General features: G+C 43.0%; 25 protein-coding genes. 4 read left to right on the top strand and 21 right to left on the bottom strand.

Annotated features, from left to right (window positions below; genetic code table 11):
* The gene (locus JNG37_RS07750; RefSeq protein ID WP_158457052.1) at positions 1–633 is read right to left on the bottom strand and encodes a DUF3885 domain-containing protein; all 633 of its coding nucleotides are present in this window, start codon (positions 631–633) and stop codon (positions 1–3) included.
* Positions 634–744: 111 nt separating this feature from the next.
* Between JNG37_RS07750 and JNG37_RS07745 the strand changes: the two genes are divergently transcribed.
* Positions 745–1,617, top strand: coding sequence for a CPBP family intramembrane glutamic endopeptidase (locus tag JNG37_RS07745; RefSeq protein WP_158457054.1), 873 nt, complete (start codon positions 745–747; stop codon positions 1,615–1,617).
* Between the two features lie 17 nt (positions 1,618–1,634).
* On the opposite strand, the gene JNG37_RS07740 is transcribed toward JNG37_RS07745, so the two are convergent.
* From JNG37_RS07740 to JNG37_RS07730, 3 genes are all read right to left on the bottom strand, one after another.
* A complete protein-coding gene (locus JNG37_RS07740) occupies positions 1,635–2,516 on the bottom strand; it encodes a DUF975 family protein (protein WP_158457056.1) in 882 nt (293 codons plus the stop codon).
* 114 nt (positions 2,517–2,630) lie between these two features.
* Complete coding sequence (locus JNG37_RS07735; RefSeq protein WP_158457058.1) at positions 2,631–4,028, bottom strand: amino acid permease; 1,398 nt, start codon at positions 4,026–4,028, stop codon at positions 2,631–2,633.
* A 415-nt stretch (positions 4,029–4,443) separates the two neighbouring features.
* Positions 4,444–6,099 carry a hypothetical protein gene (locus JNG37_RS07730; RefSeq protein ID WP_158457060.1) on the bottom strand — a complete coding sequence of 552 codons (1,656 nt, stop codon included), beginning with the start codon at positions 6,097–6,099 and terminating at the stop codon, positions 4,444–4,446.
* Positions 6,100–6,256: 157 nt separating this feature from the next.
* Here JNG37_RS07730 and JNG37_RS07725 point away from each other — a divergent pair, with 157 nt between their 5' ends.
* A complete protein-coding gene (locus tag JNG37_RS07725; RefSeq protein WP_158457062.1) occupies positions 6,257–7,087 on the top strand; it encodes an exodeoxyribonuclease III in 831 nt (276 codons plus the stop codon).
* Positions 7,088–7,185: 98 nt separating this feature from the next.
* Entirely contained in the window at positions 7,186–8,082 is an 897-nt protein-coding gene (locus tag JNG37_RS07720; protein WP_158457064.1) for a cation transporter, read from the top strand.
* Between the two features lie 15 nt (positions 8,083–8,097).
* Here JNG37_RS07720 and JNG37_RS07715 read toward each other — a convergent pair whose 3' ends face one another.
* From JNG37_RS07715 to tmk, 9 genes are all read right to left on the bottom strand, one after another.
* Complete coding sequence (locus JNG37_RS07715) at positions 8,098–8,451, bottom strand: arsenate reductase family protein (RefSeq protein WP_158457066.1); 354 nt, start codon at positions 8,449–8,451, stop codon at positions 8,098–8,100.
* Entirely contained in the window at positions 8,448–8,942 is a 495-nt protein-coding gene (locus tag JNG37_RS07710) for a methylated-DNA--[protein]-cysteine S-methyltransferase (RefSeq protein ID WP_158457068.1), read from the bottom strand. The genes JNG37_RS07715 and JNG37_RS07710 overlap by 4 nt, the downstream gene beginning before the upstream one ends.
* Positions 8,943–8,944: 2 nt before the next feature.
* Positions 8,945–10,126 (bottom strand): 3-phosphoglycerate dehydrogenase family protein, encoded by a 1,182-nt coding sequence (locus JNG37_RS07705; RefSeq protein ID WP_158457070.1) that lies wholly within the window; start codon positions 10,124–10,126, stop codon positions 8,945–8,947.
* A gap of 46 nt (positions 10,127–10,172) precedes the next feature.
* Positions 10,173–10,730, bottom strand: coding sequence for a GNAT family N-acetyltransferase (locus tag JNG37_RS07700; RefSeq protein WP_158457072.1), 558 nt, complete (start codon positions 10,728–10,730; stop codon positions 10,173–10,175).
* A complete protein-coding gene (gene serC, locus JNG37_RS07695; protein WP_158457074.1) occupies positions 10,730–11,821 on the bottom strand; it encodes a 3-phosphoserine/phosphohydroxythreonine transaminase in 1,092 nt (363 codons plus the stop codon). The genes JNG37_RS07700 and serC overlap by 1 nt, the downstream gene beginning before the upstream one ends.
* Before the next feature lie 109 nt (positions 11,822–11,930).
* Positions 11,931–12,794, bottom strand: a complete 864-nt coding sequence (gene rsmI, locus JNG37_RS07690; RefSeq protein ID WP_158457076.1) for a 16S rRNA (cytidine(1402)-2'-O)-methyltransferase — start codon at positions 12,792–12,794, stop codon at positions 11,931–11,933.
* Between the two features lies 1 nt (position 12,795).
* Positions 12,796–13,113: a DNA replication initiation control protein YabA gene (gene yabA, locus JNG37_RS07685; protein ID WP_158457078.1), complete on the bottom strand. Its 318-nt coding sequence runs from the start codon at positions 13,111–13,113 to the stop codon at positions 12,796–12,798.
* Between the two features lie 11 nt (positions 13,114–13,124).
* Positions 13,125–14,018, bottom strand: coding sequence for a DNA polymerase III subunit delta' (locus tag JNG37_RS07680; RefSeq protein WP_158457080.1), 894 nt, complete (start codon positions 14,016–14,018; stop codon positions 13,125–13,127).
* Between the two features lies 1 nt (position 14,019).
* Positions 14,020–14,652, bottom strand: coding sequence for a dTMP kinase (tmk, locus tag JNG37_RS07675; protein ID WP_158457082.1), 633 nt, complete (start codon positions 14,650–14,652; stop codon positions 14,020–14,022).
* A 139-nt stretch (positions 14,653–14,791) separates the two neighbouring features.
* On the opposite strand from tmk, the gene JNG37_RS07670 reads away from it, so the two are divergent.
* On the top strand, positions 14,792–15,673 hold the full coding sequence (locus tag JNG37_RS07670) for a YitT family protein (protein ID WP_238336299.1): 882 nt from the start codon (positions 14,792–14,794) through the stop codon (positions 15,671–15,673).
* 26 nt (positions 15,674–15,699) lie between these two features.
* Here JNG37_RS07670 and JNG37_RS07665 read toward each other — a convergent pair whose 3' ends face one another.
* The 8 genes from JNG37_RS07665 to JNG37_RS07630 all read right to left on the bottom strand — a co-directional run bounded on the left by JNG37_RS07665 (position 15,700) and on the right by JNG37_RS07630 (position 22,910).
* Positions 15,700–16,968, bottom strand: a complete 1,269-nt coding sequence (locus JNG37_RS07665) for a toxic anion resistance protein (protein WP_158457084.1) — start codon at positions 16,966–16,968, stop codon at positions 15,700–15,702.
* A complete protein-coding gene (locus tag JNG37_RS07660) occupies positions 16,955–17,791 on the bottom strand; it encodes a hypothetical protein (RefSeq protein ID WP_158457086.1) in 837 nt (278 codons plus the stop codon). The genes JNG37_RS07665 and JNG37_RS07660 overlap by 14 nt, the downstream gene beginning before the upstream one ends.
* Before the next feature lie 124 nt (positions 17,792–17,915).
* Positions 17,916–18,572 carry a CBS domain-containing protein gene (locus tag JNG37_RS07655; RefSeq protein WP_158457088.1) on the bottom strand — a complete coding sequence of 219 codons (657 nt, stop codon included), beginning with the start codon at positions 18,570–18,572 and terminating at the stop codon, positions 17,916–17,918.
* Positions 18,573–18,701: 129 nt separating this feature from the next.
* Positions 18,702–19,067, bottom strand: a complete 366-nt coding sequence (locus JNG37_RS07650) for a VOC family protein (protein WP_158457090.1) — start codon at positions 19,065–19,067, stop codon at positions 18,702–18,704.
* 528 nt (positions 19,068–19,595) lie between these two features.
* Complete coding sequence (locus JNG37_RS07645) at positions 19,596–20,306, bottom strand: ABC transporter ATP-binding protein (protein ID WP_158457092.1); 711 nt, start codon at positions 20,304–20,306, stop codon at positions 19,596–19,598.
* Positions 20,306–21,070, bottom strand: a complete 765-nt coding sequence (locus JNG37_RS07640) for an ABC transporter ATP-binding protein (protein WP_158457094.1) — start codon at positions 21,068–21,070, stop codon at positions 20,306–20,308. The genes JNG37_RS07645 and JNG37_RS07640 overlap by 1 nt, the downstream gene beginning before the upstream one ends.
* Complete coding sequence (locus tag JNG37_RS07635) at positions 21,070–22,020, bottom strand: branched-chain amino acid ABC transporter permease (RefSeq protein ID WP_158457096.1); 951 nt, start codon at positions 22,018–22,020, stop codon at positions 21,070–21,072. Before JNG37_RS07635 ends, JNG37_RS07640 begins: the two co-directional genes overlap by 1 nt.
* A gap of 2 nt (positions 22,021–22,022) precedes the next feature.
* Positions 22,023–22,910, bottom strand: a complete 888-nt coding sequence (locus JNG37_RS07630; protein ID WP_158457098.1) for a branched-chain amino acid ABC transporter permease — start codon at positions 22,908–22,910, stop codon at positions 22,023–22,025.
* Between the last annotated feature and the right edge of the window lie 146 nt (positions 22,911–23,056).

The following is a 23,056-nucleotide window of genomic DNA, read 5'->3' as shown; positions in this document are numbered from 1 at the left end:
CTATCTGGTGTCCTTGTTTTTCTGTACCTGTACTCTCCTCTCCATCTCCTCCATATCATAGTCAAACAAGAGGTCACGACAGTCAGTAAAGAGCTGGTGTCGTTTATCGTTATCAAGGATGGCAATATCTACTCCCCTATCGTCATAGCAATGGTAGATGATTTTATCCTGGCTTGACAAAAAGTGGACTGAGGCTGAAAGGTAGTGAAAACCATCATGGTCGGCTCGGATAATCTCCCTCAGCAAAGCTTTCAAATCTTGACCGGTAACAGGGAAAAGATAGCGTTCAAAGACCAGCATTTCTCCCGTCCAATCCTCCACTTCTATCCGCTCAGGCACTGGACATTTGTCAAAGTTGTATTTCGATGTAAAATGCCAGAGGTAAGTATCGCCATCTCTTTCTTCCTCATGAAGTAGGGAGAGAACTAGATAATCGTATTCTGAAACTGCCTGCTCCATCAATTCAACCGCACGCGCATAAGCTCGGTCCAGATAAACTTTCTTAGGAAGAGTTTCAGCCTCCTCCGCAGGTCCAATTTCAAATCGAAGCGCCAGAGGTGTGCCATAAAAAAATGGACCCACTAATGGCTTGTTTTGTAACTGAAACTCCTTGAGCCAATCCTTTAGTTGCATAGACATTCTCCCACTCTATTTTTGTATCATTCTACCATACTCATTTCGGTTTGGTCTAGTTTTCCTTTAGAAAATATGATAAACTAGTATAAAACTGTACTGGGAGGTTTCATGAAAACTGCATTTATTTCAGAAAAGGCTAAGTCAGCCTTTAATTTAAATTTTTTCCTCTCTCCTGTGGTCGGTCTCTTCTTGACCGTCGGTGCGGAAATGATCGGCTATTTTACCTTGATGCCCTTTCTATTCGCCTTTGAGGATAATGCATTTATAACACTTTGTTTTGAATTATTTGCCTTTGCCTTTATCAGTTTAGCTGTCATTCTGTGGGCAAGAAAGGTAGAAATCAGCCCCTGGCTTGGAATCGGTCTGACCAAAGCGAGTGCCGTCAAGGATTTTCTTCTGGGATGGGGCTTGGGAGCAGCTATGTTGATTAGCTGTGTGGCCTTGATGTGGGTCTGTGGCGCCATTGAATTTGTGAGCTTCCATTTTTCACCACTATTTTTGGGGCAATTTTTGATTCTAACCTTAGCTTGGTCTATCCAAGGGACAACGGAAGAATTGCTAACCAGAGGTTGGATGTTTTCATCTCTAGCAGCTCGCTACAATCTACCAGTTGGTATCCTCATTTCATCACTCTTTTTCACCGCACTCCACTTGGGAAATGACGCTATCTCCCTCATCCCGCTCTTGGATCTGACACTCTTTGCTATCCTCGCCTGCCTGGTCATGCTAAAGACAGGAACTGTCTGGCTGATTGGTGGCTTACATGCAGCTTGGAACTGTTTCCAAGGCAATGTCTTTGCCTTTCCAGTTAGTGGTTCAGAGGCAGGGCAAGCCTTTATCCAAGTTCGCACTATGGGACCGGAGTGGCTATCCGGTGGAGGCTTCGGGGTCGAAGGTTCCGTCATCAGCCTCTTGGTCCAATCCCTAATTATCTGCTGGTTAACCTACGATTTATTTTTAAAGAAAAAGAAGCCTGCTTAACAGGCTTTTTTTGAGCATTATTTTGTTGCAGTCAGAAAAAATGTTTGATACAAATCAGCAGACTGGCTTTTGCGATCTTCATAGAAAAGGGCTTGACAAGTCCAATAATAGGGCATTACATAAATCGCTAAGAGACCGAATGTCAATAGTATACCAACCCACCAGAAGAAGAAAGAAAAATCCAAAAGAAAGAGTCTCATGCGATTCCCTTTCATCAACTGCCAACTTTGTTTCATCAGTTTGAAGGGATTTTGAAATACACCAGCTTCTAACTGATCATGCAACAAGAAGTACATTGGCTTTAGGCTCAAGTCAACATAGAGAGATAAGAGTAGGCCAAAGACCATCAGACCAAGACTGATGAGACCGACGCTAGTTGTAACTAATGGACTAAAATCGGGCAAAACCCCGTAGGACAGAAAATAGAGATTTGGTGTTAGAATTAGACCGAGTCCCGTGACTAAGCCGACAATCAAAGGAAGGGAAGCTAGATAGAGAATAAACTCCTTCACCATGGTCGCTAAGACAATCGGTACAAAACGTGGTCCAAAGAGAATGCGGAAACTCTCCTTATAAGAAAGCTGACGCGTCACTTCACGAACTCGTTGCAAAACTTGAAACAGGGCAACTAGGAAGAGCAATTCAACAAGGAATTGAAACAAAAAAGTATATTCAATCCCAAAATCAAGCGTCACATGCTGGAAATGAGTGCCGTCATTGTAAATAGGAATCTGCTGATAAAAATAACGAAATTTACTCACCAAAAAGATGGAATTGAGCAAATGATTGACTAGTTCAACTAGTAAACCCAGCAAAACTGGAACTAAAAAGATTCCAACCAGACCATCTGTACTTGACCAAATTGCTCGAGCACGCTCACGAATCGATTGATTTGTCATAGACTTTCCTCCTCTCAATCAGACCTATCTTTTCTATCTTTATTATAGTCAATCCAAGATTTTTTTGCAAGACAATATAGGCAAAAAAATCCCTGTATAGAACAGGGATTTAACTTATTTCAAATGATTGAGTTCTGAATGCTTGTAGCCGTAAAAGAAATAAATACCTGTTCCGATGAGCAAGGCTAGGAAGAATGCTAGCCAAGTTGCTAGTCCATATTGAAACATAAAGGACAAGCAAATCAAGATAGAGATGATTGGCAAAATCGGAACCAATGGAGTAGAGAATTGTCCTTCTTTTGCCGGTCCTTCTTTCTGTCTCAATCGAATAATCCCTGCAGCTAAGAGAATCAGATAAGCCAGGGTGCAGATATTCAGGAAGGAAGCGATGGTTGCAAGAGGAAAAACTCCTGCACAGATTGCGGCAAAAATGCCAACTAAGATGGTTGCATTTTTTGGCACCTTGCTCTTTGTAGTCAATTGACTGAGAGATTTCGGCAAGAGACCATCGCGGCTAATGGAGTAAACCATTCGCGAGAGAGCGTAGGTCATCGAAATACACACTGTAATGAGAGTCAAAATCGCAACAATAGAGACATAAGATGCTGCCCAACCCATACCCACTTGTCGCAGCGCAAAGGCAACCGCATCCGCTACATTCAACTGACTGTAATGAACCATCCCAGTTAGGACCAGGGTCACTAGGATATAAAGGATGGTGACAATGGACAGGGAAATGACAATTCCCTTTGGAACATTTTTTTCAGGCTGCTTTACTTCATCGATCGCCATAGAGATGGACTCAAAACCTAAGAAAGCAAAAAACATTAGCGAGGCACCAGCCATAATTCCCGCCTCACCACCATAGATAGCACCAAAGCCATAGGGGGCAAAATTGGACCAATTCGCTGGTTGAAGATGAAAGATTCCAACGAGCAAAAAGAGCGCCAAGGCAGAAAATTTCAGAATAACCAGGGCAGAATTGAAACGAAGAGCTGCCTTAGAATTTAAGAGAACTACCCCCACTACAAAACCAAGTACCAAGACAGGTAGGATATCGATATAGGTCCCTGCTTGAGGATTAAAAGTGCCATTCAAGGCAGTAGGTAAGGTAACCCCCATATTGGCTAAGAGCCCCTTCAAGTAGGCCCCCCAACCAGAGGCAACACTCGAAACAGCTGTTAAAAATTCCATGATGGTCAACCAGCCCGCTAACCAAGCAGGAAATTCCCCAAAAATGGAATACAAGTACCCATAGGCCCCCCCATTTGCTGGGATGCGAGAGGCATACTCAGCATAAAACAATGCTGTCAAACCAACTGAAACCGCTGCGATCAAGATAGAGACGACCAAGGCAGGGCCTGCATATTCTGCAGCTGCCAACCCCGTTACAGTAAAAATTCCCGTTCCAACCATGGAGCCAATTCCAAGGAGAATCAGGTCAACCAATCTCAAGTGACGGTGCATGGCTGTCTTTGATTTTCTCAAAGATTTCTTTCGAAATAGATTCATGTAATCTCCTTTACACAATTTTTTCAAACTGAATCATTATACCATGAAATAAGCATCTTGGCACGAAAAAATGAGAGTGGGAAAGAACTCGACTAAGTCAAAAAAGAGTTCCCCTCACTTCCAAACATGTAGTTCGGGCTAAAATAGCCCAGTGGACTATTTTACTCCCACCCCCGCATAGCTCCAACGGTCAGCGTAGTGACTGTTGGAGGTTGGAAATGAAGCGAACTCAGTTCGCAACAGTCGTAATGGCCAGAATCGGAGTGCAAAACACGAATTGCTGAGATTTGCTTCGCAAATCTTATCTCCAACCTTTAACAGTCCACTGGACTGTTAAACCCAATCAACCACTGCGCTGAGATGTTGACACGAACTCTGAGAAGTGGTCCTGGGCATTTTGCCCAGCCTCATTGGATTATTTTGTTTCAAGAGTGAATTGATTGAGGTAGTTATTTTTAGCCAATTGACCGGTGAATTGATCGCCAACTTTCATAAATGGTAGCTGGTCTGTCGCATCTTCACTTGCTTTTACTTTATAAATCGTTCCCTGAGATTGTAGGTAATAAACAGTTGTTCCCCCAATCATCTGACTTCCTAAGGCTTCGATAGTTCCTTCAATCACTTGAATATCCTGACTTACAGTCGAACCATCACTAGAGATACCTGCCAGACTGGAAGCATCTGAACCAGACACCTGTGAAATCAAGCTCGCCAAATCGTTATTGACTGTTACTTGCTGGTAATCTTCTGCATCGACCAGAGCATAGGTTTTAACCAGCCCTGCATCATCTTTCAAGGAAACCAGGTAATAGGCTTTGTCAGAGAATTTTACCAGACTAGGTGCAGTTGCCTGATAGCCTTTTTCCTGCACCTCTCCTTCTGCTGATTCTTGGGCTGCAGTTTCTGTTGCAGACGCTAGCTTGTAGTTGGTGATTTGGCGGGTCCGCATATTGACAAGAATAAAGCCTAGGTTAGAAGAATCAGCTGTTGCGGAGGTAATCCCTGTGTAAAGATAAATATCCGACCCAATCGTAATATAGTTGTAGCTGTCCGTCGTATTTTTCACGCCAGTTTGACTGAAAATAGTGTTCCAAAAGCCATTCTGATAGGTATAGTGATCATCCACACGACTGATCACATTTGTGGCAGAATACACTCGGTCCACCCATTCTGGGATGTCTGCAAGATCATAGCGCTTGCTTTCACCTGTCACAGCATCCAAGACAACTGCTCCGACTGGATCATTCGAAGATAGTCCAAACTGTGGCTGATAGATAGTCGCAATGTAATAAGGGTTTCCTTCATCATCTACTTCAAAGGATGGTTTGCCAAAAATGGTCGTTGGGTACTGGAAGCGGAGGTGGCGCATGGTGTCATTCATCAGGTACTCTGAATCGGAGTAATGCATGGCCTTGCTGAGTTTTGCCAACTCTGCCTTACCTGTCGTTTGATTTACCTTAACATAGTATTCAATCCCATCTTGATGATTGCTAATCCACTTCCAAATACTCTTGTACTCAAGCGGTGAAACCCGATAGGGCTGCTGGCCAATGGTAATCTGACGGTAATCATCTGAAATGCCAAACTGAGAAACCTTATCAATAGTCCCTAAATAGGTATCACCGATTTTCTCTGCAGAAGCCCGATCCAAAAGGGCTAGTTTTGAAATATCCGTTTCTGGAAAATCTTCCTTAAAATCCGCATCCTGGACCGTCACCACATTGGCATAATCTTTGGCACGAAAAATCCGTGAATTTGCAAACCCTATCACCATCAAGGCAAGAATAATGAAAATCCAAGCCCGACCTAACCAAACCAAATGGGCAGGCAAAGACTTATTCAACTCATAGGTTTCTACTTGCCGATTTCTACCAGACAATTTACTGGCCTTTTGGACCAATCCCTGTGGACTGGAAAAGAGCAAAATCAACCAAGCAAAGCCCAGAGATTGCAATAGGAAAATCCAAAAACCTAGACTGTAAATACTAAGAGCTGGCAATTGGAACCAATAATAGACAAGCATTTCCAAAACGAGTGCCAGCCAGGCAAAGCCACTAACTATTCTTTTCATCCTAACCTCCGTAAACAAAGATTTACTTGCTACTATTGTATCATACTTTTAATACTGTAACACAAAAAATGAAAAGATTTTTTCCAGTTCCTAGATTCGCTTGGTCAAGGTATTTTTGGTATAATAAAACACGATAAAACTAGAAAAAGGAACCCATATGAAACTCATTTCTTGGAACATTGATTCCCTCAACGCTGCGCTAACTGCAGAATCCCCACGCGCCCTCCTATCCCGCGCCGTGATTGACACGCTAGTTGCGGAAGATGCCGACATTATCGCCATTCAAGAAACCAAACTCTCTGACAAGGGACCAACCAAGAAGCACTTGGAAATCCTCGAAGGCTACTTCCCAGGATACGCCAATACCTGGCGTTCATCCGTTGAACCTGCACGCAAGGGCTATGCAGGAACCCTCTTCCTTTATAAAAATCACCTTACACCAACTATCAGCTTCCCAGAAATTGGTGCCCCGACCACTATGGATTCTGAGGGACGCATCATCACGCTGGAGTTTGACGACTTCTATGTTACCCAGGTTTATACGCCAAATGCTGGAGATGGCTTGAAGCGATTGGCCGACCGCCAAATCTGGGACGTTCAGTATGCCGAATACCTATCACAGCTTGACAGCCAAAAGCCGGTCTTAGCCACAGGTGACTATAACGTTGCCCATAAGGAAATCGACCTTGCAAACCCAGCCAGCAACCGCCAGTCACCAGGATTTACAGATGAAGAGCGTGAAGGCTTTACAAATTTGCTAGCCAAAGGCTTCACAGATACCTTCCGCCACTTGCATGGGGATGTCCTCAATGCTTATACTTGGTGGGCACAACGCAGCCGCACCAGCAAAATCAACAACACAGGCTGGAGAATCGACTACTGGTTGGTTAGCGACCGTATCGCTGACAAGGTGACAAAATCAGCTATGATTGACTCCGGTGCTCGCCAAGACCATACACCGATTGTCATGGAAATTGATTTACCATAGAAGAGGGAATACCCTCTTTTTCTTTCGGACAATATTTTTGAAATCGTTTCCAAAATATAGTATACTAAATTTAGTGAACTAGTTAAGGAGGAGATGAAATGGATCCAAAAAAAATTGAAGCGCGCTCTTTAACCATCTCTGCCCTAGTCAATGGACTCAGTGGTTTGGCAGGTCTCGCAGTCTACATCATGACCGATTTAAACGCTCTTCTCTTGGACAGTGTCTTCTCCCTAATTGCTTTTGTGTCATCTGTTGTTGCCGTCTATATTTCAAAAAATAGCCACCGGAGAACAACAACATTTCCACAAGGCCTTCACTTTCTAGAACCGCTCTATGCCATTATGAAGTCCTTGGCCACCCTACTCTTGCTTGTTTTTGCCGTTTTGGAAACAGCAGCGACAGCCTTTGCCTATTTTGTACATGGCATTGGGCACCAGATGACAACGGGGCCTGTTATCCCATACACCAGTATCATGCTTTTTGTTTGCTTCGGTCTGTATGGCTACAATCGCTATATGAATCAAAAAATCGGCAATATCTCAACCATCATTGCAGCTGAGGCCAAAGGCAACTTGATTGACGGCTTGATTTCAGCCGCCATTGGTATCGCTTTTCTATTTCTTGCCTTTATCCCTGCAGACAGTCCCTTGCAGTTCCTACATTTTACAGGAGATTTCTTTGTAACGGTTGCTCTTGCAGTTATTTCCTTCAAAGACCCGCTCCAGCTGTTGATATCAGCCTTTATGGAACTGGCTCACGGTACCATTCAGGCACCTGATTTGAGGGACAATATCTACGATATTCTCACGCCTTATTTGGAAGAAGAGGAGGACTTGGATATTCTCATCTACAAACAAGGTATGCAGCTCAAGGTCAAAATTCACCTTCACAAGGTCAGTCCTAGTAGCTTTGCGGAACTGCGTGCCAACAAGCAAAATATGCTCTACCAGCTGCGTAAAGACTATGAATACATCTCCATTGAATACGCCTTTTAAGAAAAAATCTCGGCCTTATAAGCCGAGATTTTCATATTTTGTACGATAGCCAATCTGCAATATTTTTCCATCTTGAATCAAGAGAGGACGTTTAATCAACATACCATCATTAGCTAATAAGTCTAATGCTTGATCCACCGTTAAGCTGTCAAATTTATCTTTCAGACCAAGTTCACGGTAACTATTTCCTGAAGTATTGAAATACTTTTTCAGGTCTAAACCTGTTGCTTCCATCCAGGATTTGAGCTGGTCAGCACTTGGAGGAGTTGCCTTGATATCAATAGCTTCAAATTCCAAGCCCAAACTGTTCAGCTCTGCTTTTGCTGCTCGACAGGTCGAACACTTGGGATATTCATAGTATAAAATCATTGTTTCACCTCAAAGTATAGATTTTCGTGTTGCAAGAGCCAGATTTTTTTATCCAGTCCTCCCGCATAGCCTGTCAACTGCCCTTTTTGATTGATAACACGGTGGCAGGGAACGATGACAGAATAGGGATTTCGTCCAACTGCTCCACCGACTGCCTGCCCTGAACAGACTCCCAGTTGCTGGGCAAGTTGTCCATAGCTAGTCGTCTGGCCATGAGGAATTTCTTTCAATAATGTCCAGACTTTTTCCTGAAATTCCGTTCCAATAGCTTCAAGCGTCAGGCTAGAAAAATCCACATCTTGACCTGAAAAATAAGCATCCAGCAAGAGACTGGTCTGATCTAAAATAGGATGTGAGCCTAGAACTGGTTCTTCAGCTAGTCCTCGTTCAAAATACTTCTGGTCCTCAAACCAGGCACCTCGCAAGCCCCTATCACTAGCAACAAGAGACATAGGACCAAGTGGACTTTGATAGATCGTTTTTAAGTACATACTTAGTTTTTATTTTTAATGACGCGGACCTTGACAATGGCTTCCGTTGCTTCAAAGTTGGCAACCAACTGGTCGATTTTTGTCTTGTCTGCTTCATCCAAATCCAACAAGGTATAGGCATAGTCACCCTTTGACTTGTTGATAATATTGTCAATGTTGATGCCTAATTCAGACACGGCTGTGGTGATTTTTGCCACCATGTTTGGAATGTTTTTGTTGATAAGGGTAATCCGATAGGGAGCATCCAAGAACTGTTTGACATTTGGGAAATTGACTGAGTTGATGATTTCACCAGTCTCCATAAAACGCCGAATGGTCTGACCAGCCGCAATAGCACAGTTGAGCTCTGCTTCTTCTGTTGAACCACCAACGTGTGGGAAGACAATAATGTGGTCCTTATTAAGCACTTCTTCTGTTCCAAAGTCAGTAATGTAATTCTTGATAACTCCTGCTTCAATGGCTTCAAACAAGTCGGCATTATTGACCAGCTCACCACGAGCGAAGTTAATCAAAGTCGTCCCTTTTTTCATTTGACCAAAACTAGCTGCATTAAACAAGTCGCGCGTCTTGTCTGTCAAAGGAACATGGACTGTGATATAGTCAGCATTGGTAAAGATTTCTTTCAAATCATCTACCCGTTTAACGTGACTTGAGATACTCCATGCTGTTTCAATCGACACATACGGATCGTAACCAAGCACATTCATACCCAGACGGCGAGCGTCGTTGGCAATACGGGCACCAATAGCACCAAGTCCAATCACACCAAGAGTTTTACCAGAAATTTCTGTCCCTGCAAACTGCTTCTTACCAGCTTCGACTTGTTTTGGTACATCATCTCCTGACAATGTATTTGTCCAAGCTGTCGCTCCGATATAGTCGCGGGCAGACAAAAGGATAGAGGCAAGCACCGCTTCTTTTACAGCATTAGCATTGGCTCCTGGAGTATTGAAAACAACAATTCCCTTTTCAGTCGCTTCCTCAATAGGAATATTGTTGGTCCCTGCTCCTGCACGGGCAATGGCTTTCAGATTTTCTGGAAAATCAAAACCATGCAAGTTTTCAGAACGAATGATAAAGGCATCTGGATTAGCCGCATGGTCACCGTCAATCTGGAAACGATTGCCCAATTCCTTCAAACCAACCTGGTTAATATTGTTAAAAGTTCGTACACTAAATACCATTTTTCTTACCTAAAAAGGCGGAAGAGCTACCGCCTGACTTTCTTTATTAATTATTTCCCAAGAGCCAACGATCATCTTCATCAATCTCCTGATAGAGACTGCGCTCGCTCTTGTGCTTGATTTTTTGGTAGGCTAGGCGTTCTCCGTCCAAGGGAACTTTTCCACAATAGACAAAGCCTAGCTTTTCCAGAATGTGCTGCATGGGCAGGTTTTTCTCATGGGTATCACAGCGGAAATCTGGGCCCTTTTGCCCTTCGATAATCCCTTGCAGGAAGGTCTGAACAACACCTTTACCCTGAAACTCCTTGGCTACTGCCACACGGTGAATAGTCGTGTAAAGGGGATTGTTATGCTGCCACTTGCCCTCATAAATGGCTTCATAAGCAGCCTCTGTCCCACGAAAGACAGCCGCATAAACCGCAACCTTACCATCCACCAGACCAACATAGCCCTTGCCTGTTAAAATATCATCAAAAATCGTATCTTGATTAGGGTAAATTCCTTGCCACTGGCTACTGCCAGAAGCTGCTAGAAAGGCCTTGGCCTGATCAATAATCTGACTAATAACTGCTACTTCATTGGGATGAGCAAGACGGATTTCCATTAAACATTCTCCGCTTCAAATTTCTTCATAAAGTCAATCAAATCAACCACACCTTGGCGAGGAAAGGCATTGTAAAGTGATGCCCGCATTCCACCAACAGAACGGTGGCCCTTGATGTTCTTAAAGCCTGCTGCTGTCGCTTCTTTGACAAATTTAGCATCCAATTCCTCGCTTGGTGACACGAATGGAATGTTGGCTACTGAACGCTCTTCTTTTTTACGGACAGGGTTGCTGTAAAAAGCTGACGCGTCAATATAGTCGTAGAGCAGACCTGCTTTTTCACGGTTGATTTTCTCCATTTCGTCCACACCACCGATTTCCTTGACCCACTCAAAGACAAGTTTGGAAATGTAGATAGAGTAAGCTGGCGGCGTATTATAGAGCGATTCATTTTCTGCTTGAATGCGGTAATCCAACATGCTTGAAAGCATTGGTTGCTCGTTGAGGAAATCCTCTCGGATAATGACAACTGTCACACCCGCTGGACCAATATTCTTCTGTGCACCGGCATAAATCATGGCAAAGTCTTCTACATTGTAACGAGCTGCTAAGATGTTTGAAGACATATCACCAATAACTGGAACACCATTGGTATCTGGAATATCATAGACAGCTGTACCTTCAATAGTATTGTTGGTTGTCAAGTGAACATAGGCTGCACTTGGATCAATGTCATTTTTATCAAAGGTCGGCAATTCTGCATAGGTGATATCTTCTGTTGAGCCCAACAAGATTGGCTCAAAATCAATGGTCTTAGATAGTTTCACAGCCTCTGTATAGGCTTTTTTTCCCCAAGAGCCACCAGCTAGATAGTAGGCTTTCTTTCCTTGAGCAAAGTTGAGCGGAATCATGGTGAATTCCAATGATGCTCCACCTTGCAGGAAAATTACCTTGTAGTTGTCAGGAATAGCCATGAGTTCACGCAGGGTCGCTTCAGCACCTTTTATAATATCATCAAAATCTTTGGAGCGATGGGACATCTCCAAAACACTCATTCCCGAACCATTGTAGTCCAAGAATTCAGCTTGAGCGCGTTCAAGCACTGGTTTTGGCAATACTGCAGGACCTGCAGAAAAGTTGTAGATTGTCATAAAATCCCTCCAAAAATGTAATGTGTTTATTATATCACAAGAATTCAGAAAATTCCATAAAGTTACCTTAATTCTCAGAAAAGATACGGAAAAAGCAAAAGACTAGGCCTTAACCTAGTCCATGATACACATCGTATACCTCTTGTTTTTTGAGCTGGTAGCGTTTGGCAACTTCTTTAATGGCCTGGTTGGGTTTGCGGCCACTTGCGATTTCCTTTTCAACCTCAGCTTTTAAATCCACATCTTCTGCAGATGGCATCTCTTCCTCACCAGCACCAGCGACAATAATAAGACATTCTCCTTTTAGAGGGTTGTCCTTCAAATAGTCTAAAACTTCTGAAATAGTGCCTCGCTGGTATTCTTCATAGAGTTTGGTCAATTCGCGCACGACTGTCACCTGGCGGTCTCCATAAACAGAAAGCATGTTTTCCAAGGTATCTACCACACGATAGGGTGATTCATAGAAAATCTGCGTTTCAGGATAGGCACGCTTTTCTTGGAAAAAATCCTTTTGCTGCCCTGCTTTTCTAGGCAAAAAGCCGTAGAAAATATGCGGTTGCGGAGCCAAGCCGGAGGCAATCAGGGCTGTAATTCCTGCGGACGCCCCAGGCAATGCCACAACAGGAATATTTTCTGCAATAGCTGCCTTTACTAAGTCATGACCAGGATCCGAGATAGAAGGCAAGCCTGCATCAGACACCTGGGCAATAGACTGGCCCGACTTGAGCCAATCAATCAAGACAGGAATCTTTTCATGGGCATTGTGTTCATGAAAAGAGGTTTGCTTTGTGTCAATCTCAAAATGTTTAAGCAAAAGTCCTGTGTTACGGGTGTCCTCCGCCGCAATAAAATCAACATCCTTCAAGGTTTGAATGGCTCTGAAGGTCATATCTTGTAGATTCCCAATCGGGGTAGGCACTAAGTAGAGACTACCAACTGTCTGATTCCCTTTAAATGATTTTTGTAGGTCCATCTTATTCTCGATTCAATAGTTCATCACAAAACATACAGGTTTCGTCATTATCACGACGTTTACCATAATCATAGTTACAGATATGGAATCCATCTTCATAGACATGACGCAGGTTTTCCTTACCAGAACTAGAATTTTTTGCAGAAGCAGTTGTGTCTTTTGCTAGTCGCTCCCGCAGTTTAGAATTTTCCAAACGAAGAGCCGTGTTTTCTTCTATCACTCCTCGTAAGTGGTTTTGAATGGCCTCAACCTCTGCAAGTGTCGTCAAAAGTTGTTGTGAAAAATCCTCTAGAGCATCAAAAAGTTCTCTTTTATCCATTTTCTTCCTTTCTAATTCTGGGTTTTTAAGACTAGGTATTCCAGAGAATTCTGCAAACTGACATTGGCCTGCCACATCTTCTTAACAGACAAGCAAGCTGTCAGTAATTGCCTTGCCTTTTTCTCTGCCATCTGGTCAGCCAACAAACAGATCAGTAGTTCAAACAAACGAGCCTGCTCTGCTTTTTCCACCGCCAAGTTAACCAACTGAGGCACCAAAAGATAGGCCCTGTCTTGGGAATGCAACAAAGTGTCCACAAACTTACGACAAATCGCAAGCAGATCCAAATAAGACTTATTCTTAGCCAAGTCCAAAGCTTGATCGAGTTGGGAAACGAGCTGGGCAGTTAAGACTGCTTGGTTGCGCAAAAGTCCTGCTTCTTCTAGTTTTCGTTCAATGAGTGGTTGATTTTTAGGAAAAGTCACAATTTGCGTGCGACTTTTAATGGTCGGAAGTACCGCTTCTTCCTGGTTGGTAAGCAGAAAGAGGTGTATTTTACTCTGAGGCTCTTCCATGACCTTGAGAAGCGAATTAGCAGCATTGGCATGCATCTTTTCTGCTTCGCGGATGATAAAAACCTGCTGATTGGATTCAAAACCAGAACGTGAAAAATCCTTTACCAAGTCACGAACCATTTCCGTTTTTATCAGATTACCTTGAGGCGACAATGTGGTAACGTCTGAAAACTGTCCCTCTTCAATCAGGCGACAAGTCCGACATTGACCACAGGCAAGGGCATCTTCTTTTTCCTGACAAAAGAGTGACTGGCTGAGAAAGATAGCCATCTCATAGCTGGCAAAGTCACCTGAAAACAAATAGGCATGGGCCAAGCGACCTTGTGTCATCACAGTTTGAAAATAGGAAAATACCTTGGGTTGCAATTCCCTTACTTGTTCTTGTTTCATGCTAGACCTTGAGTTTTTCTTCAATCATAGCCAAGGCTTGCGCTGTTACAGTTGCCAAGTCTTGACTCGCATCAATTCTCACCACTCGGTCACTCTCTTTTTCCAAAATAGACAAGTAACCTTGGCGAACCCGTTGGTGCATATCGATTTTCTCCATGTCCAAACGGTCCACATCTCGACTGGCATTACGAGCGATCCGAGCTAACCCCTCTTCCACGTCAATATCAAAATAGAGCGTCAAATCAGGTTTCAATCCATCCGTCGCATATGCGTTGAGCCAGTTGATATCATCCACATCTAAACCACGACCAAACCCTTGGTAGGCAATTGAGGAATCAATAAAGCGATCAATGATGACTAGGGCTCCTCTTTCCAATGGTGGCAGAATTTTTTCCATCAGGTGCTGACGACGCGCAGCAACAAACAAGAGCAGTTCTGTCTTATCATCCATCTCCGTGTTCTCTGGATTCAAAATAATGGATCGAATCGCTTCTGCAATGGAGACTCCGCCAGGCTCTCGTGTTGTCACAATCTCCCTTCCCAAGGCTTCTAAAGCTGGAAGCATCTGTTGGAGAACGGTGGTTTTTCCAGCCCCATCTGGCCCTTCAATTGATATTAAAAATCCCTTGCTCATCTGGTTTCTTATTCCTACTTTCAAAACTATTTCCATTTATTTTACCAAAAATCCATCAAAAAAGCACCTTGAATTTGCTTGTTAGCGCTTCAAAAATCTGATAGAATGGTCATAAGAACGCAAAAAGGAAGGAAGTATCTTGAAGTTAGCATATCCAATTCAATTGAAAAAAATCTGTCTGATTCTCTTGGGTGCAGGTTTATTTGCCTTCGGACTGAACTACCTGGTCATGCCCAATCACCTCTATGAAGGAGGGGTGACAGGGATTAACTTGATTATTTACTACCTGTTCGGTATTCAACCCTGGGTGATGAACATTGTCATCAATATCCCTCTTTTCATCCTAGGCTGGCGGATTTTAGGCCACAGAACCCTTATCTATTCACTCATCGGTACTTTTGCAGTGACCCTTTGGTTGATCCTCTTTGAAAAGCTCCCACTCCAAGTCAATTTAGAAGGCGATTTGCTCATCGTCAGTATGTTAAGTGGTATCATCGTCGGCCTCGGTCTTGGTATCATCTTTAAGGCTGGCGGCACAACGGGTGGAGCGGACATTCTAGCCCGTATCGGCCACCGTTATAGCCAATTTTCTATTGGAAAGATTATCCTTGCCATCGACCTCTTGGTCTTAACATTGACGGTCTTGGTGTCCCAAAACCTAAGGACCGTACTTTATACCCTCCTCATGGTGACAATTGCATCGCGAGTGATTGACTTTATCAGCGATGGAGGTTACGGAAGCAAGGGTGTGATGATCATCAGCGAAAAATCAGAAGAATTAGCAACAGCTATCGATGAGGAAATTGAACGCGGAATCACCTTTATCAAGGCGCAGGGTTTTTACAGTCGTCGTGATATCCATATGGTCTATTCAGTCATCTATAAAAGCCAACTCCAAGAGATGAAAGACTTGATTCATCGCATCGACCCCCATGCCTTTATTACCATCCTTGATGCACACGAAGTCTTAGGAGAAGGCTTCACCCTCGATAGCAATAAAAATCCTATTCCTAAAGATTAAAAGCAGTTCAAATGAACTGCTCTTTTTTATTCGGATTCTAATTCTTGTTCTGCTTCTGTCTGTGCCTGACGTCCTTGATCCAGTAAAGCAGCAATGATTTTCTCATCCCGTAATTTTACAGAATCATTGATGGTTTCAGCAGAGCGAATAATCGCAGACTCCAATTCACGACGTTTTTGTCTGCCTTCGTCAATCGCAGCGATAATCCCGTTGTTTTGTGCCACCAAGCTTTCAGCTAATTTAGTCACAGAAGTGATGGACAGGGTTGGATTTTGTGCAGTTCTTTCCATCATTGGAATAGCTTCTTTTGAGGTGTCCGCTAGCATCTGCAAAGCAGCATTGTTAGCATTAACAATAGCATCAGCTGTCTGACTGGATTTGATAGACTGCTGCAAAATTCCCAGCTGAGCAATTGACAGTTTCATGGTTGGAATGGTGTTGCGACGGAGCATACCCAAGCGCTGTTTCATGTCAGAAGAAACTTTGACCAAATTGCGCATTTGTGGGGTGGTGGTCCAGGCTACATACAAGCGACTCATGTATTCTGAATGCTGTTGTTCCAAGATATTGGCAACTTCTGTCACACGCGCCAACTTTTCCGATGTAACTTGGTAGTCCACAGAAGTTGGGGCAAGACTCGCCAGACTGATCTGAAGAGCTTGTGCACGCTCTGCCGCTTCCTTGCCAGTCGCCTCAACAAAGGCAATTACTCCCACCAAGTTTTCGATGGACTTGGTGTTGTTCTCGATTAGTAACTCTGCCGATACAATATTGCGTGCCAAGACTTCCTCTTGTTTAACAACACTTGCTGCCATGCTGTCCATACGCTTTTCAATCGATTGTGAATCAAAGTAAAACTCTTGTAAATCGTTCTTTGTCTGCTTAAATAACCGTTGGAAGAAACCAGGTTTCTTCTCCAATTCGGCAGTCGTTGAAACATCCTTGTATTTGGCTACAAAGCCATTCAACTCACGGTTGGTATTGGCAAGCAGCTCATCCACCTGAGGAATTTCGATTTTTTTCTGCTCAGACAAGATATGGTTTACTGTCGCATTAACCTCTTCCACGGCTTCCTTTCCGAAATCCAACAAAGCGTTTTGGTTGGCCAAGAAATTATCTACCAACTGCGGCGCCTTTGCCACAATGCCAGCTTGTTGTTCAGGTGTCAGCTGTGCCAAGAAAGAAACGGTCTTAGTCTCACCAACTGGCGTCGCTTGAATAATCTCAGTTGTTTTATCCCGTTGTCCCAAACTTGTTGCTGCAATCTGGTCGATATCAAAATTAAATCCTGTCATGACTTGTTTGTTCCTCCTTCTTCATCATCCGTAAACTAATTTCAAAATCCCTCAAGTCTGCTTCGTTAAACTGACGAATGGTTTCATCCAATTCCTTGTCAAAACTTTCCATAGCCAACTTGGCCTGGCTCATACGCTCTTCCGCATTAAAGAAATCTTTCGGAGAGGACTTAATCTTCAAATAGCCAGCCAATATATCCTCAAAACGTCGCATATTGGCGTCATGGATAGCTTCTAATTCCTCTCGTTTATCCGTCGTTGCTTCCAACTTTTCACGAATGACCAGGTTGTCCTTTTGAACATTGCAATAGGTTTCCAAAATTTCTGGCGCCTGTTGGGCAATCCAGTCTTTTTCCGATACAATTGGGTCCACTTTTTCTTCCACGACCACTTCTTCCACCTCTTTCGGCGTTTGAAGTCGGTAACGCAGACTCAGTGCAGCTTGTGCCTCCTGACTCCAATAGGCATCCAAATACTTTTTTGTTTTCTGGTAAAGCAAGTCCAACTCGAACAATCGCCCCAGTAAATCGCCCTTAAGCCGTTGGCTAGCCTGGTCTTCCCCTTTCTCAGCTAGCATCACCTGATACTGGTCAAAATGTAGTTTTGAACTGGTTGTCAATTCTTGCAGACGCTTGATATCATTGGAGAGAAAAAAACGATGGATGGCATCTCGTTTATAAAAATAGCCAATTAACAAGCCAAGTGGCAATAAAATATACCAAAAACTCATGACAAATCCAATGGCTAAAACGATCAGTAAGCCAATGACTTCAGAATTTTTCTTGCCAGATTTATAGTATTTTTTATACTTCTTATGTCCCATACTTCCTCCTTGTATAATCCCTTTTATTATACCATATATCTAATTTGACACAGCATTTTCTCGCTAGAAAAAGAAAAAAAGCAGTCCAATTATTCGCTTATGGACTGCCTTTCATTTTTTCAATTTAAATATTTTTTGCGACTGTCGGCATCAAGCTATCCACCCGGATACCTGCCCCTTCAAATAAACTGCGGACTTCTTCCACATCGACCTTGCCATCGATCTGTACTTCAATCACAACCTTACCAGATTTTGTTGCCAATTGAACCGTTGAAACGATATTGTAGTCTTTGTCTGCCACCAAGCGGATAATTTTTTCCAACTCACCTGCCTTATTATCGACAAGGAAACGTGCCCGAACACCTTCTTCACCATAACCGGAAACATGAAGGAAGGCCGCAAAAATATCACGATCCGTAATAACACCATAAAGCTGGCCATTATCTACTACCGGAAGAATACCGACCTTATTTTTGTACATGAGATAGACAGCATCTTCAAGACTGGCATAGCCAGATACAGTAATGACATTTTTAATCATGACATCCTTGACCTTGGTCTTGTTCAACAGATAATTCATCTCATAGATGGAAAGACTGGTTGCCTTCGATGGACTTGCTTCTGCTATCGTTCCCTCTGTCACCAAACCAACCAACTTATCGTTTTCAATAACAGGCAGACGGTGCAAATCCTGTTCACGCATGATATCCGCCGCCTGGGCAATGGTCGTATCTGGTGAAATATAGACAACCTTGCGGGTCATAAAATCTTTAACTGACATAGGTATTCCTCCCTTGGATTTTCATGCTTTATTATACCACAAAACCGAAAACGATTTCAATATCTTATGAAAAAATATGAAAATCAGCGATCGAAAACCGCTGATTGTTCCAAAGCTCAATAATTTTTTTTACCCTTTAACTGCAAAGTAATGACCACTTGGGCTAGCAAAGTTAAAGTTAGGGAAAGGTTCCGCATTGACCGGACTGCAAGTATCCGTCAGACCAGCGATGCGAGCTTGAAGACCATGAATATCCTCTGTTTCAAACAAGACACTTGGCTTCATATCAATCACTTCTGGTGATACTTGGCGGATAAACTCATTTGCATAAACAGTAATGGTCGTTGTCGCTTCTGCATGTGGCTTCATGTCAAAGGTTTCGTAGCCCATCATCTCAGCTTCATTGAAAATAGTAAAACCAGCAGCTGTCCAAAAAGCCTTCTCAGCAGCTACATCATCCACATAAAACATCAAGCCAAATTCTTTTGTAAACATTTTTATTCCTCGATACCGACTTTCTAAAAATACTTCTGATGAGGATACAATACTACCATATTGTCCCGAAATAAGCAAGAATGTGAGAGCAGAGTAGCCCATCAGGGTGGGGGACAAACTAGCAACGTAAGTTGCTAGTTTTCCTATTTCCCGATTAAAACAGCCTATCCCAAAAATAAGAAAGACCGTCTCCCGACGGTCCCTATTTCCGACCTAAACCTTCGCTATTTCATTTCTAGGCTCAGGCTGAAATAGTTCACTGAAAAAGCCTCGCTTTTATATTTTTTAGCTCGGGTTAAAACAGTCACTTCCCTGACTGTTTTAATCCACTCCCCCGGACCTTAATATAAAGAAAACTGCCTGCCGGCAGTTCCTATTTCCGACCTAAAACAACCCAATTTTGATATAAAGAAAACTGCCTGTCGGCAGTTCCCATTTCCAACTTAAAGCGTGGGGTAACCCACTTATAAAGAAAACCGCTTACCAGCGGTTCTCATTTCCAACCTAAAATGAGGCGTCAGCCTCATTTTAGCCACCCAGATATGCTTTTTTGACTTCTTCTGAGGCGAGGAGTTCTTTTCCTGTTCCTGATAGGACGACTTTTCCTGTTTCTAGGACATAGCCGCGGTCTGCGATAGCAAGGGCTTTGTTGGCATTTTGTTCAATCAAGAGAACGGTTGTTCCTTGTTTTTGGATATCTTGGATGATATCAAAAATTTCTTGAATGAAGATTGGGGCCAAACCCATTGATGGCTCATCTAGGAGCAAGAGTTTTGGTTGGCTCATAAGAGCACGTCCCATGGCAAGCATCTGCTGCTCACCACCTGAAAGGGTTGCTGCATCTTGGTTCTTACGCTCTTCCAATCGAGGGAAACGGGAGAAAATCTTTTTCAAATTTGCTTGATTTTCTTCACGGTTATTTCGAAGAAAGGCACCCATTTCTAAGTTTTCCATAACGGTCAAACCTGCAAAAACATGGCGACCTTCTGGAACTTGTGACAAACCGTCTGCCACAATTTTACGGGCAGGAACTTTTTGGATTTCATTTCCAAGGAAGGAAATAGTTCCTGATGATGGACGAACAAGTCCTGAAATCGTACGCAAGATGGAAGTTTTACCAGCACCGTTGGCACCGATAAGGGTAACAACTTCACCTTCATTGACTTCAAAAGATACATTTTTAACCGCCTCGATGACGCCGTAATGTACCGATAGATTTTCAACTTTTAACATTGACATTAGGCTTCACCTCCAAGGTATGCTTCAATCACTCGTTTGTTGGTCCGGATTTCTTCTGGTGTTCCGTGGGCAATCAAACGACCGTATTCCAATACATAGATACGCTCAGTTACTTCCATAACCAAACTCATGTCGTGTTCAATCAACATGATCGTAATGTTGAACTCTTCTTTGATTTTACGGATTAGTTGTGTCAATTCTGCTGTTTCCTGCGGGTTCATACCAGCAGCTGGCTCATCCAAGAAAAGAATTTTTGGTTCGGTCGCAAGGGCACGAACGATTTCCAATCGACGTTGTTGTCCATAAGGCAAGTTTTTAGCCAGCGTATCCGCATCGCCATCCAAATCAAAGATTTTAAGCAATTCGATGGCTCTTTCTTTCAATTCTTCCTCATTTTTATAAAAAGCTGGTAGTCGGAAGAAACTTGCCAACACCTCAGCCTTACCGTGGTTACCAAGTCCAATCAAAACATTTTCCAAAACAGTCATGTTTTTGAACAAACGGATATTTTGGAAGGTCCGTCCCAAGCCCAAAGAAGCAATTTTTGAAGGAGCTTTACCATTCAAAACAGTGCCATCCAAGGTAATCGTTCCCTGACTGGGCTCATAAACACCAGTCAAGAGGTTGAACAAGGTTGTTTTTCCAGCCCCGTTTGGACCAATCAAACCAACCAATTCACCTGCATGGAGTTCCATTGTCACATCACCGACGGCTGTCAAACCACCAAAGTTTTTTGTCAATTTTTTAACATCAAGAAGGGCCATTAGTTAACCTCCTTTTTCTTTTTGAGCAAGTTTGCAAAGCTCAACTCTTTAGTTCCAAGCAATCCACCTGGACGGAAAATCATCAAGAGAATTAATGCCAATGAGTAAATAATCATGGAAATATCTGCATAGCTCTTGAGGAAGACATTCAAAATTCCCAATACGATTGCAGCGACGAAAGAACCTGTAATAGACCCCAAGCCACCCAATACGATAATAATCAAGACGTTCACAGAGTTCATGAAAGCAAAGTCTTTTGGTACAATCGTTCCAACGTATCCTGCATGCAAGCCACCAGCAATTGCTGCAGTCATAGCACCAATCACAAAAGCAGTTACTTTTACAAAGGTTGGGTTGACACCTACAGATTCTGCTGCGATCTCATCTTCTCGCACCGCAATAGTAGAACGGCCCATTGGACTACGAAGGAAGTTAACAGTCAAAATCGTTGTAATCACTACAAACACATAAACCAACTGCCAGTTGGTAAACAATGGAATCGACATAATACCTGCCGCACCATTGGTCAAGCTACCACCGTTGATAATCAAAATACGGATAATCTCAGCAACACCAAGCGTTGCAATTGCTAGGTAGTCTCCCTTTAAACGTAGCGTTGGTAGACCGACCAAGAGGGCAACCAAACCAGCCACAAGCATGCCGACTACAAGGGCAATCCCGAAACCTGCATAAGAAGGCATCATTTTACCGATAATACCAACTGCATAGGCACCAATCGCCATAAAGCCTGCATGGCCGAGTGAGAATTGACCTGAGAAACCGACAATCAAGTTCAAACCAACAGCCAAAATGATATTAATTCCAATTTGTTGGACGATTTGAACATAGTAAAAATTCAATACACCAGCTGCCACAAGACCTTGAAGCAGAGCAAAACCAAGTGCCAAGAAGGCCAGCCAGATTAGATTTACTTTTACATTCTCTTTCATGCTTACACCTTCTCTTTCACGTTTTTACCAAGAATACCGCTTGGTCTTACCAAAAGAATGATAATCAATACAATATATACGATGGCATCACGGAAGGTATCCAAACCAATCACATAAGTAAAGGTTTCGATAATACCGATAACAAATCCACCCAAGGCAGCCCCTGGAATAATACCAATACCACCCAAAACTGCCGCAACAAAGGCTTTCAGACCTGGTGTCATCCCCATCAAAGGCTCGATTTGGTTGTAGTAGAGACCAAGAAGAACACCGGCAGCACCAGCAAGTGCAGATCCAAGTGCGAAGGTAAAGCTGATGGTACGGTTAACATTGATTCCCATGAGCTGAGCTGCATCGCTATCAACTGAGACAGCACGCATGGCTTTCCCCATTTTTGTTTTCTTAACAATCAATTGAAGGGCAACCATCAAGGTCAAGGCAACACCTAGGATAATCAATTGGATGTTGGTAACTGTCACTGGACCAAGGTTAAAATTCACCGCCTCAATCGCTTGTGGGAAGGCCTTTACATCTGCTGTAAAGAAATAAACCATCACATATTCAAGGAAGAAGGAAACACCGATAGCTGTAATCAAGGCTGCAATCCGAGTTGAATTTCTAAGTGGACGATAGGCCAAGAATTCAATGACAACTCCCAAAACAGCCGTTCCGACCATCGAGAGAACCAAGGCAAGGAAAAAGCGCAAACCGCCATCTTGGATAAAAATCATCTTGTTTAAAAGATAATAGCCCATAAAGGCACCCATCATGTAGATATCCCCGTGGGCAAAGTTAATGAGTTTGATGATTCCGTACACCATGGTATAGCCTAGGGCTAGGAGGGCATAGACAGAACCGAGAATCAAACCATTGACAAGTTGTTGAAGCATGAGTTCACCAATCTTTCTATTCAAATAGTTGCTGTTAAGCGTTCGTTCTATTGTATTAAATTTTCAGAATATTTGCAAGTTTTACGGCAAAAAATTTTTTTCAATCAAGTCCTAAACAAGGGAAAAAGAGGGGATAGCCCTCTTTT

The organism is Streptococcus suis (assembly GCF_016775005.1).
Taxonomy (GTDB): domain Bacteria; phylum Bacillota; class Bacilli; order Lactobacillales; family Streptococcaceae; genus Streptococcus; species Streptococcus suivaginalis.
The sequence above is the reverse complement of the archived record's forward strand: the minus strand, read 5'-3'. Positions and strand labels throughout refer to the sequence as shown.

Bases quoted from the DNA above. Each gene is read 5' to 3' on its own strand.
- JNG37_RS07680 (WP_158457080.1), bottom strand. From the start codon at position 14,018: ATGAAACAAGAACAAGTAAGGGAATTGCAACCCAAGGTATTTTCCTAT.
- JNG37_RS07650 (WP_158457090.1), bottom strand. From the start codon at position 19,067: ATGTTTACAAAAGAATTTGGCTTGATGTTTTATGTGGATGATGTAGCT.
- JNG37_RS07700 (WP_158457072.1), bottom strand. From the start codon at position 10,730: ATGGAAATCCGTCTTGCTCATCCCAATGAAGTAGCAGTTATTAGTCAG.
- JNG37_RS07740 (WP_158457056.1), bottom strand. From the start codon at position 2,516: ATGACAAATCAATCGATTCGTGAGCGTGCTCGAGCAATTTGGTCAAGT.
- tmk (WP_158457082.1), bottom strand. From the start codon at position 14,652: ATGAGCAAGGGATTTTTAATATCAATTGAAGGGCCAGATGGGGCTGGA.
- JNG37_RS07635 (WP_158457096.1), bottom strand. From the start codon at position 22,020: ATGAAAGAGAATGTAAAAGTAAATCTAATCTGGCTGGCCTTCTTGGCA.
- JNG37_RS07745 (WP_158457054.1), top strand. From the start codon at position 745: ATGAAAACTGCATTTATTTCAGAAAAGGCTAAGTCAGCCTTTAATTTA.
- yabA (WP_158457078.1), bottom strand. From the start codon at position 13,113: ATGGATAAAAGAGAACTTTTTGATGCTCTAGAGGATTTTTCACAACAA.
- JNG37_RS07720 (WP_158457064.1), top strand. From the start codon at position 7,186: ATGGATCCAAAAAAAATTGAAGCGCGCTCTTTAACCATCTCTGCCCTA.
- JNG37_RS07660 (WP_158457086.1), bottom strand. From the start codon at position 17,791: ATGGGACATAAGAAGTATAAAAAATACTATAAATCTGGCAAGAAAAAT.
- JNG37_RS07710 (WP_158457068.1), bottom strand. From the start codon at position 8,942: ATGTACTTAAAAACGATCTATCAAAGTCCACTTGGTCCTATGTCTCTT.
- JNG37_RS07665 (WP_158457084.1), bottom strand. From the start codon at position 16,968: ATGACAGGATTTAATTTTGATATCGACCAGATTGCAGCAACAAGTTTG.
- JNG37_RS07645 (WP_158457092.1), bottom strand. From the start codon at position 20,306: ATGTCAATGTTAAAAGTTGAAAATCTATCGGTACATTACGGCGTCATC.
- JNG37_RS07725 (WP_158457062.1), top strand. From the start codon at position 6,257: ATGAAACTCATTTCTTGGAACATTGATTCCCTCAACGCTGCGCTAACT.
- serC (WP_158457074.1), bottom strand. From the start codon at position 11,821: ATGACAATCTACAACTTTTCTGCAGGTCCTGCAGTATTGCCAAAACCA.
- JNG37_RS07640 (WP_158457094.1), bottom strand. From the start codon at position 21,070: ATGGCCCTTCTTGATGTTAAAAAATTGACAAAAAACTTTGGTGGTTTG.
- JNG37_RS07715 (WP_158457066.1), bottom strand. From the start codon at position 8,451: ATGATTTTATACTATGAATATCCCAAGTGTTCGACCTGTCGAGCAGCA.
- rsmI (WP_158457076.1), bottom strand. From the start codon at position 12,794: ATGGACCTACAAAAATCATTTAAAGGGAATCAGACAGTTGGTAGTCTC.
- JNG37_RS07655 (WP_158457088.1), bottom strand. From the start codon at position 18,572: ATGTCAGTTAAAGATTTTATGACCCGCAAGGTTGTCTATATTTCACCA.
- JNG37_RS07730 (WP_158457060.1), bottom strand. From the start codon at position 6,099: ATGAAAAGAATAGTTAGTGGCTTTGCCTGGCTGGCACTCGTTTTGGAA.
- JNG37_RS07630 (WP_158457098.1), bottom strand. From the start codon at position 22,910: ATGCTTCAACAACTTGTCAATGGTTTGATTCTCGGTTCTGTCTATGCC.
- JNG37_RS07735 (WP_158457058.1), bottom strand. From the start codon at position 4,028: ATGAATCTATTTCGAAAGAAATCTTTGAGAAAATCAAAGACAGCCATG.
- JNG37_RS07750 (WP_158457052.1), bottom strand. From the start codon at position 633: ATGCAACTAAAGGATTGGCTCAAGGAGTTTCAGTTACAAAACAAGCCA.
- JNG37_RS07705 (WP_158457070.1), bottom strand. From the start codon at position 10,126: ATGGTATTTAGTGTACGAACTTTTAACAATATTAACCAGGTTGGTTTG.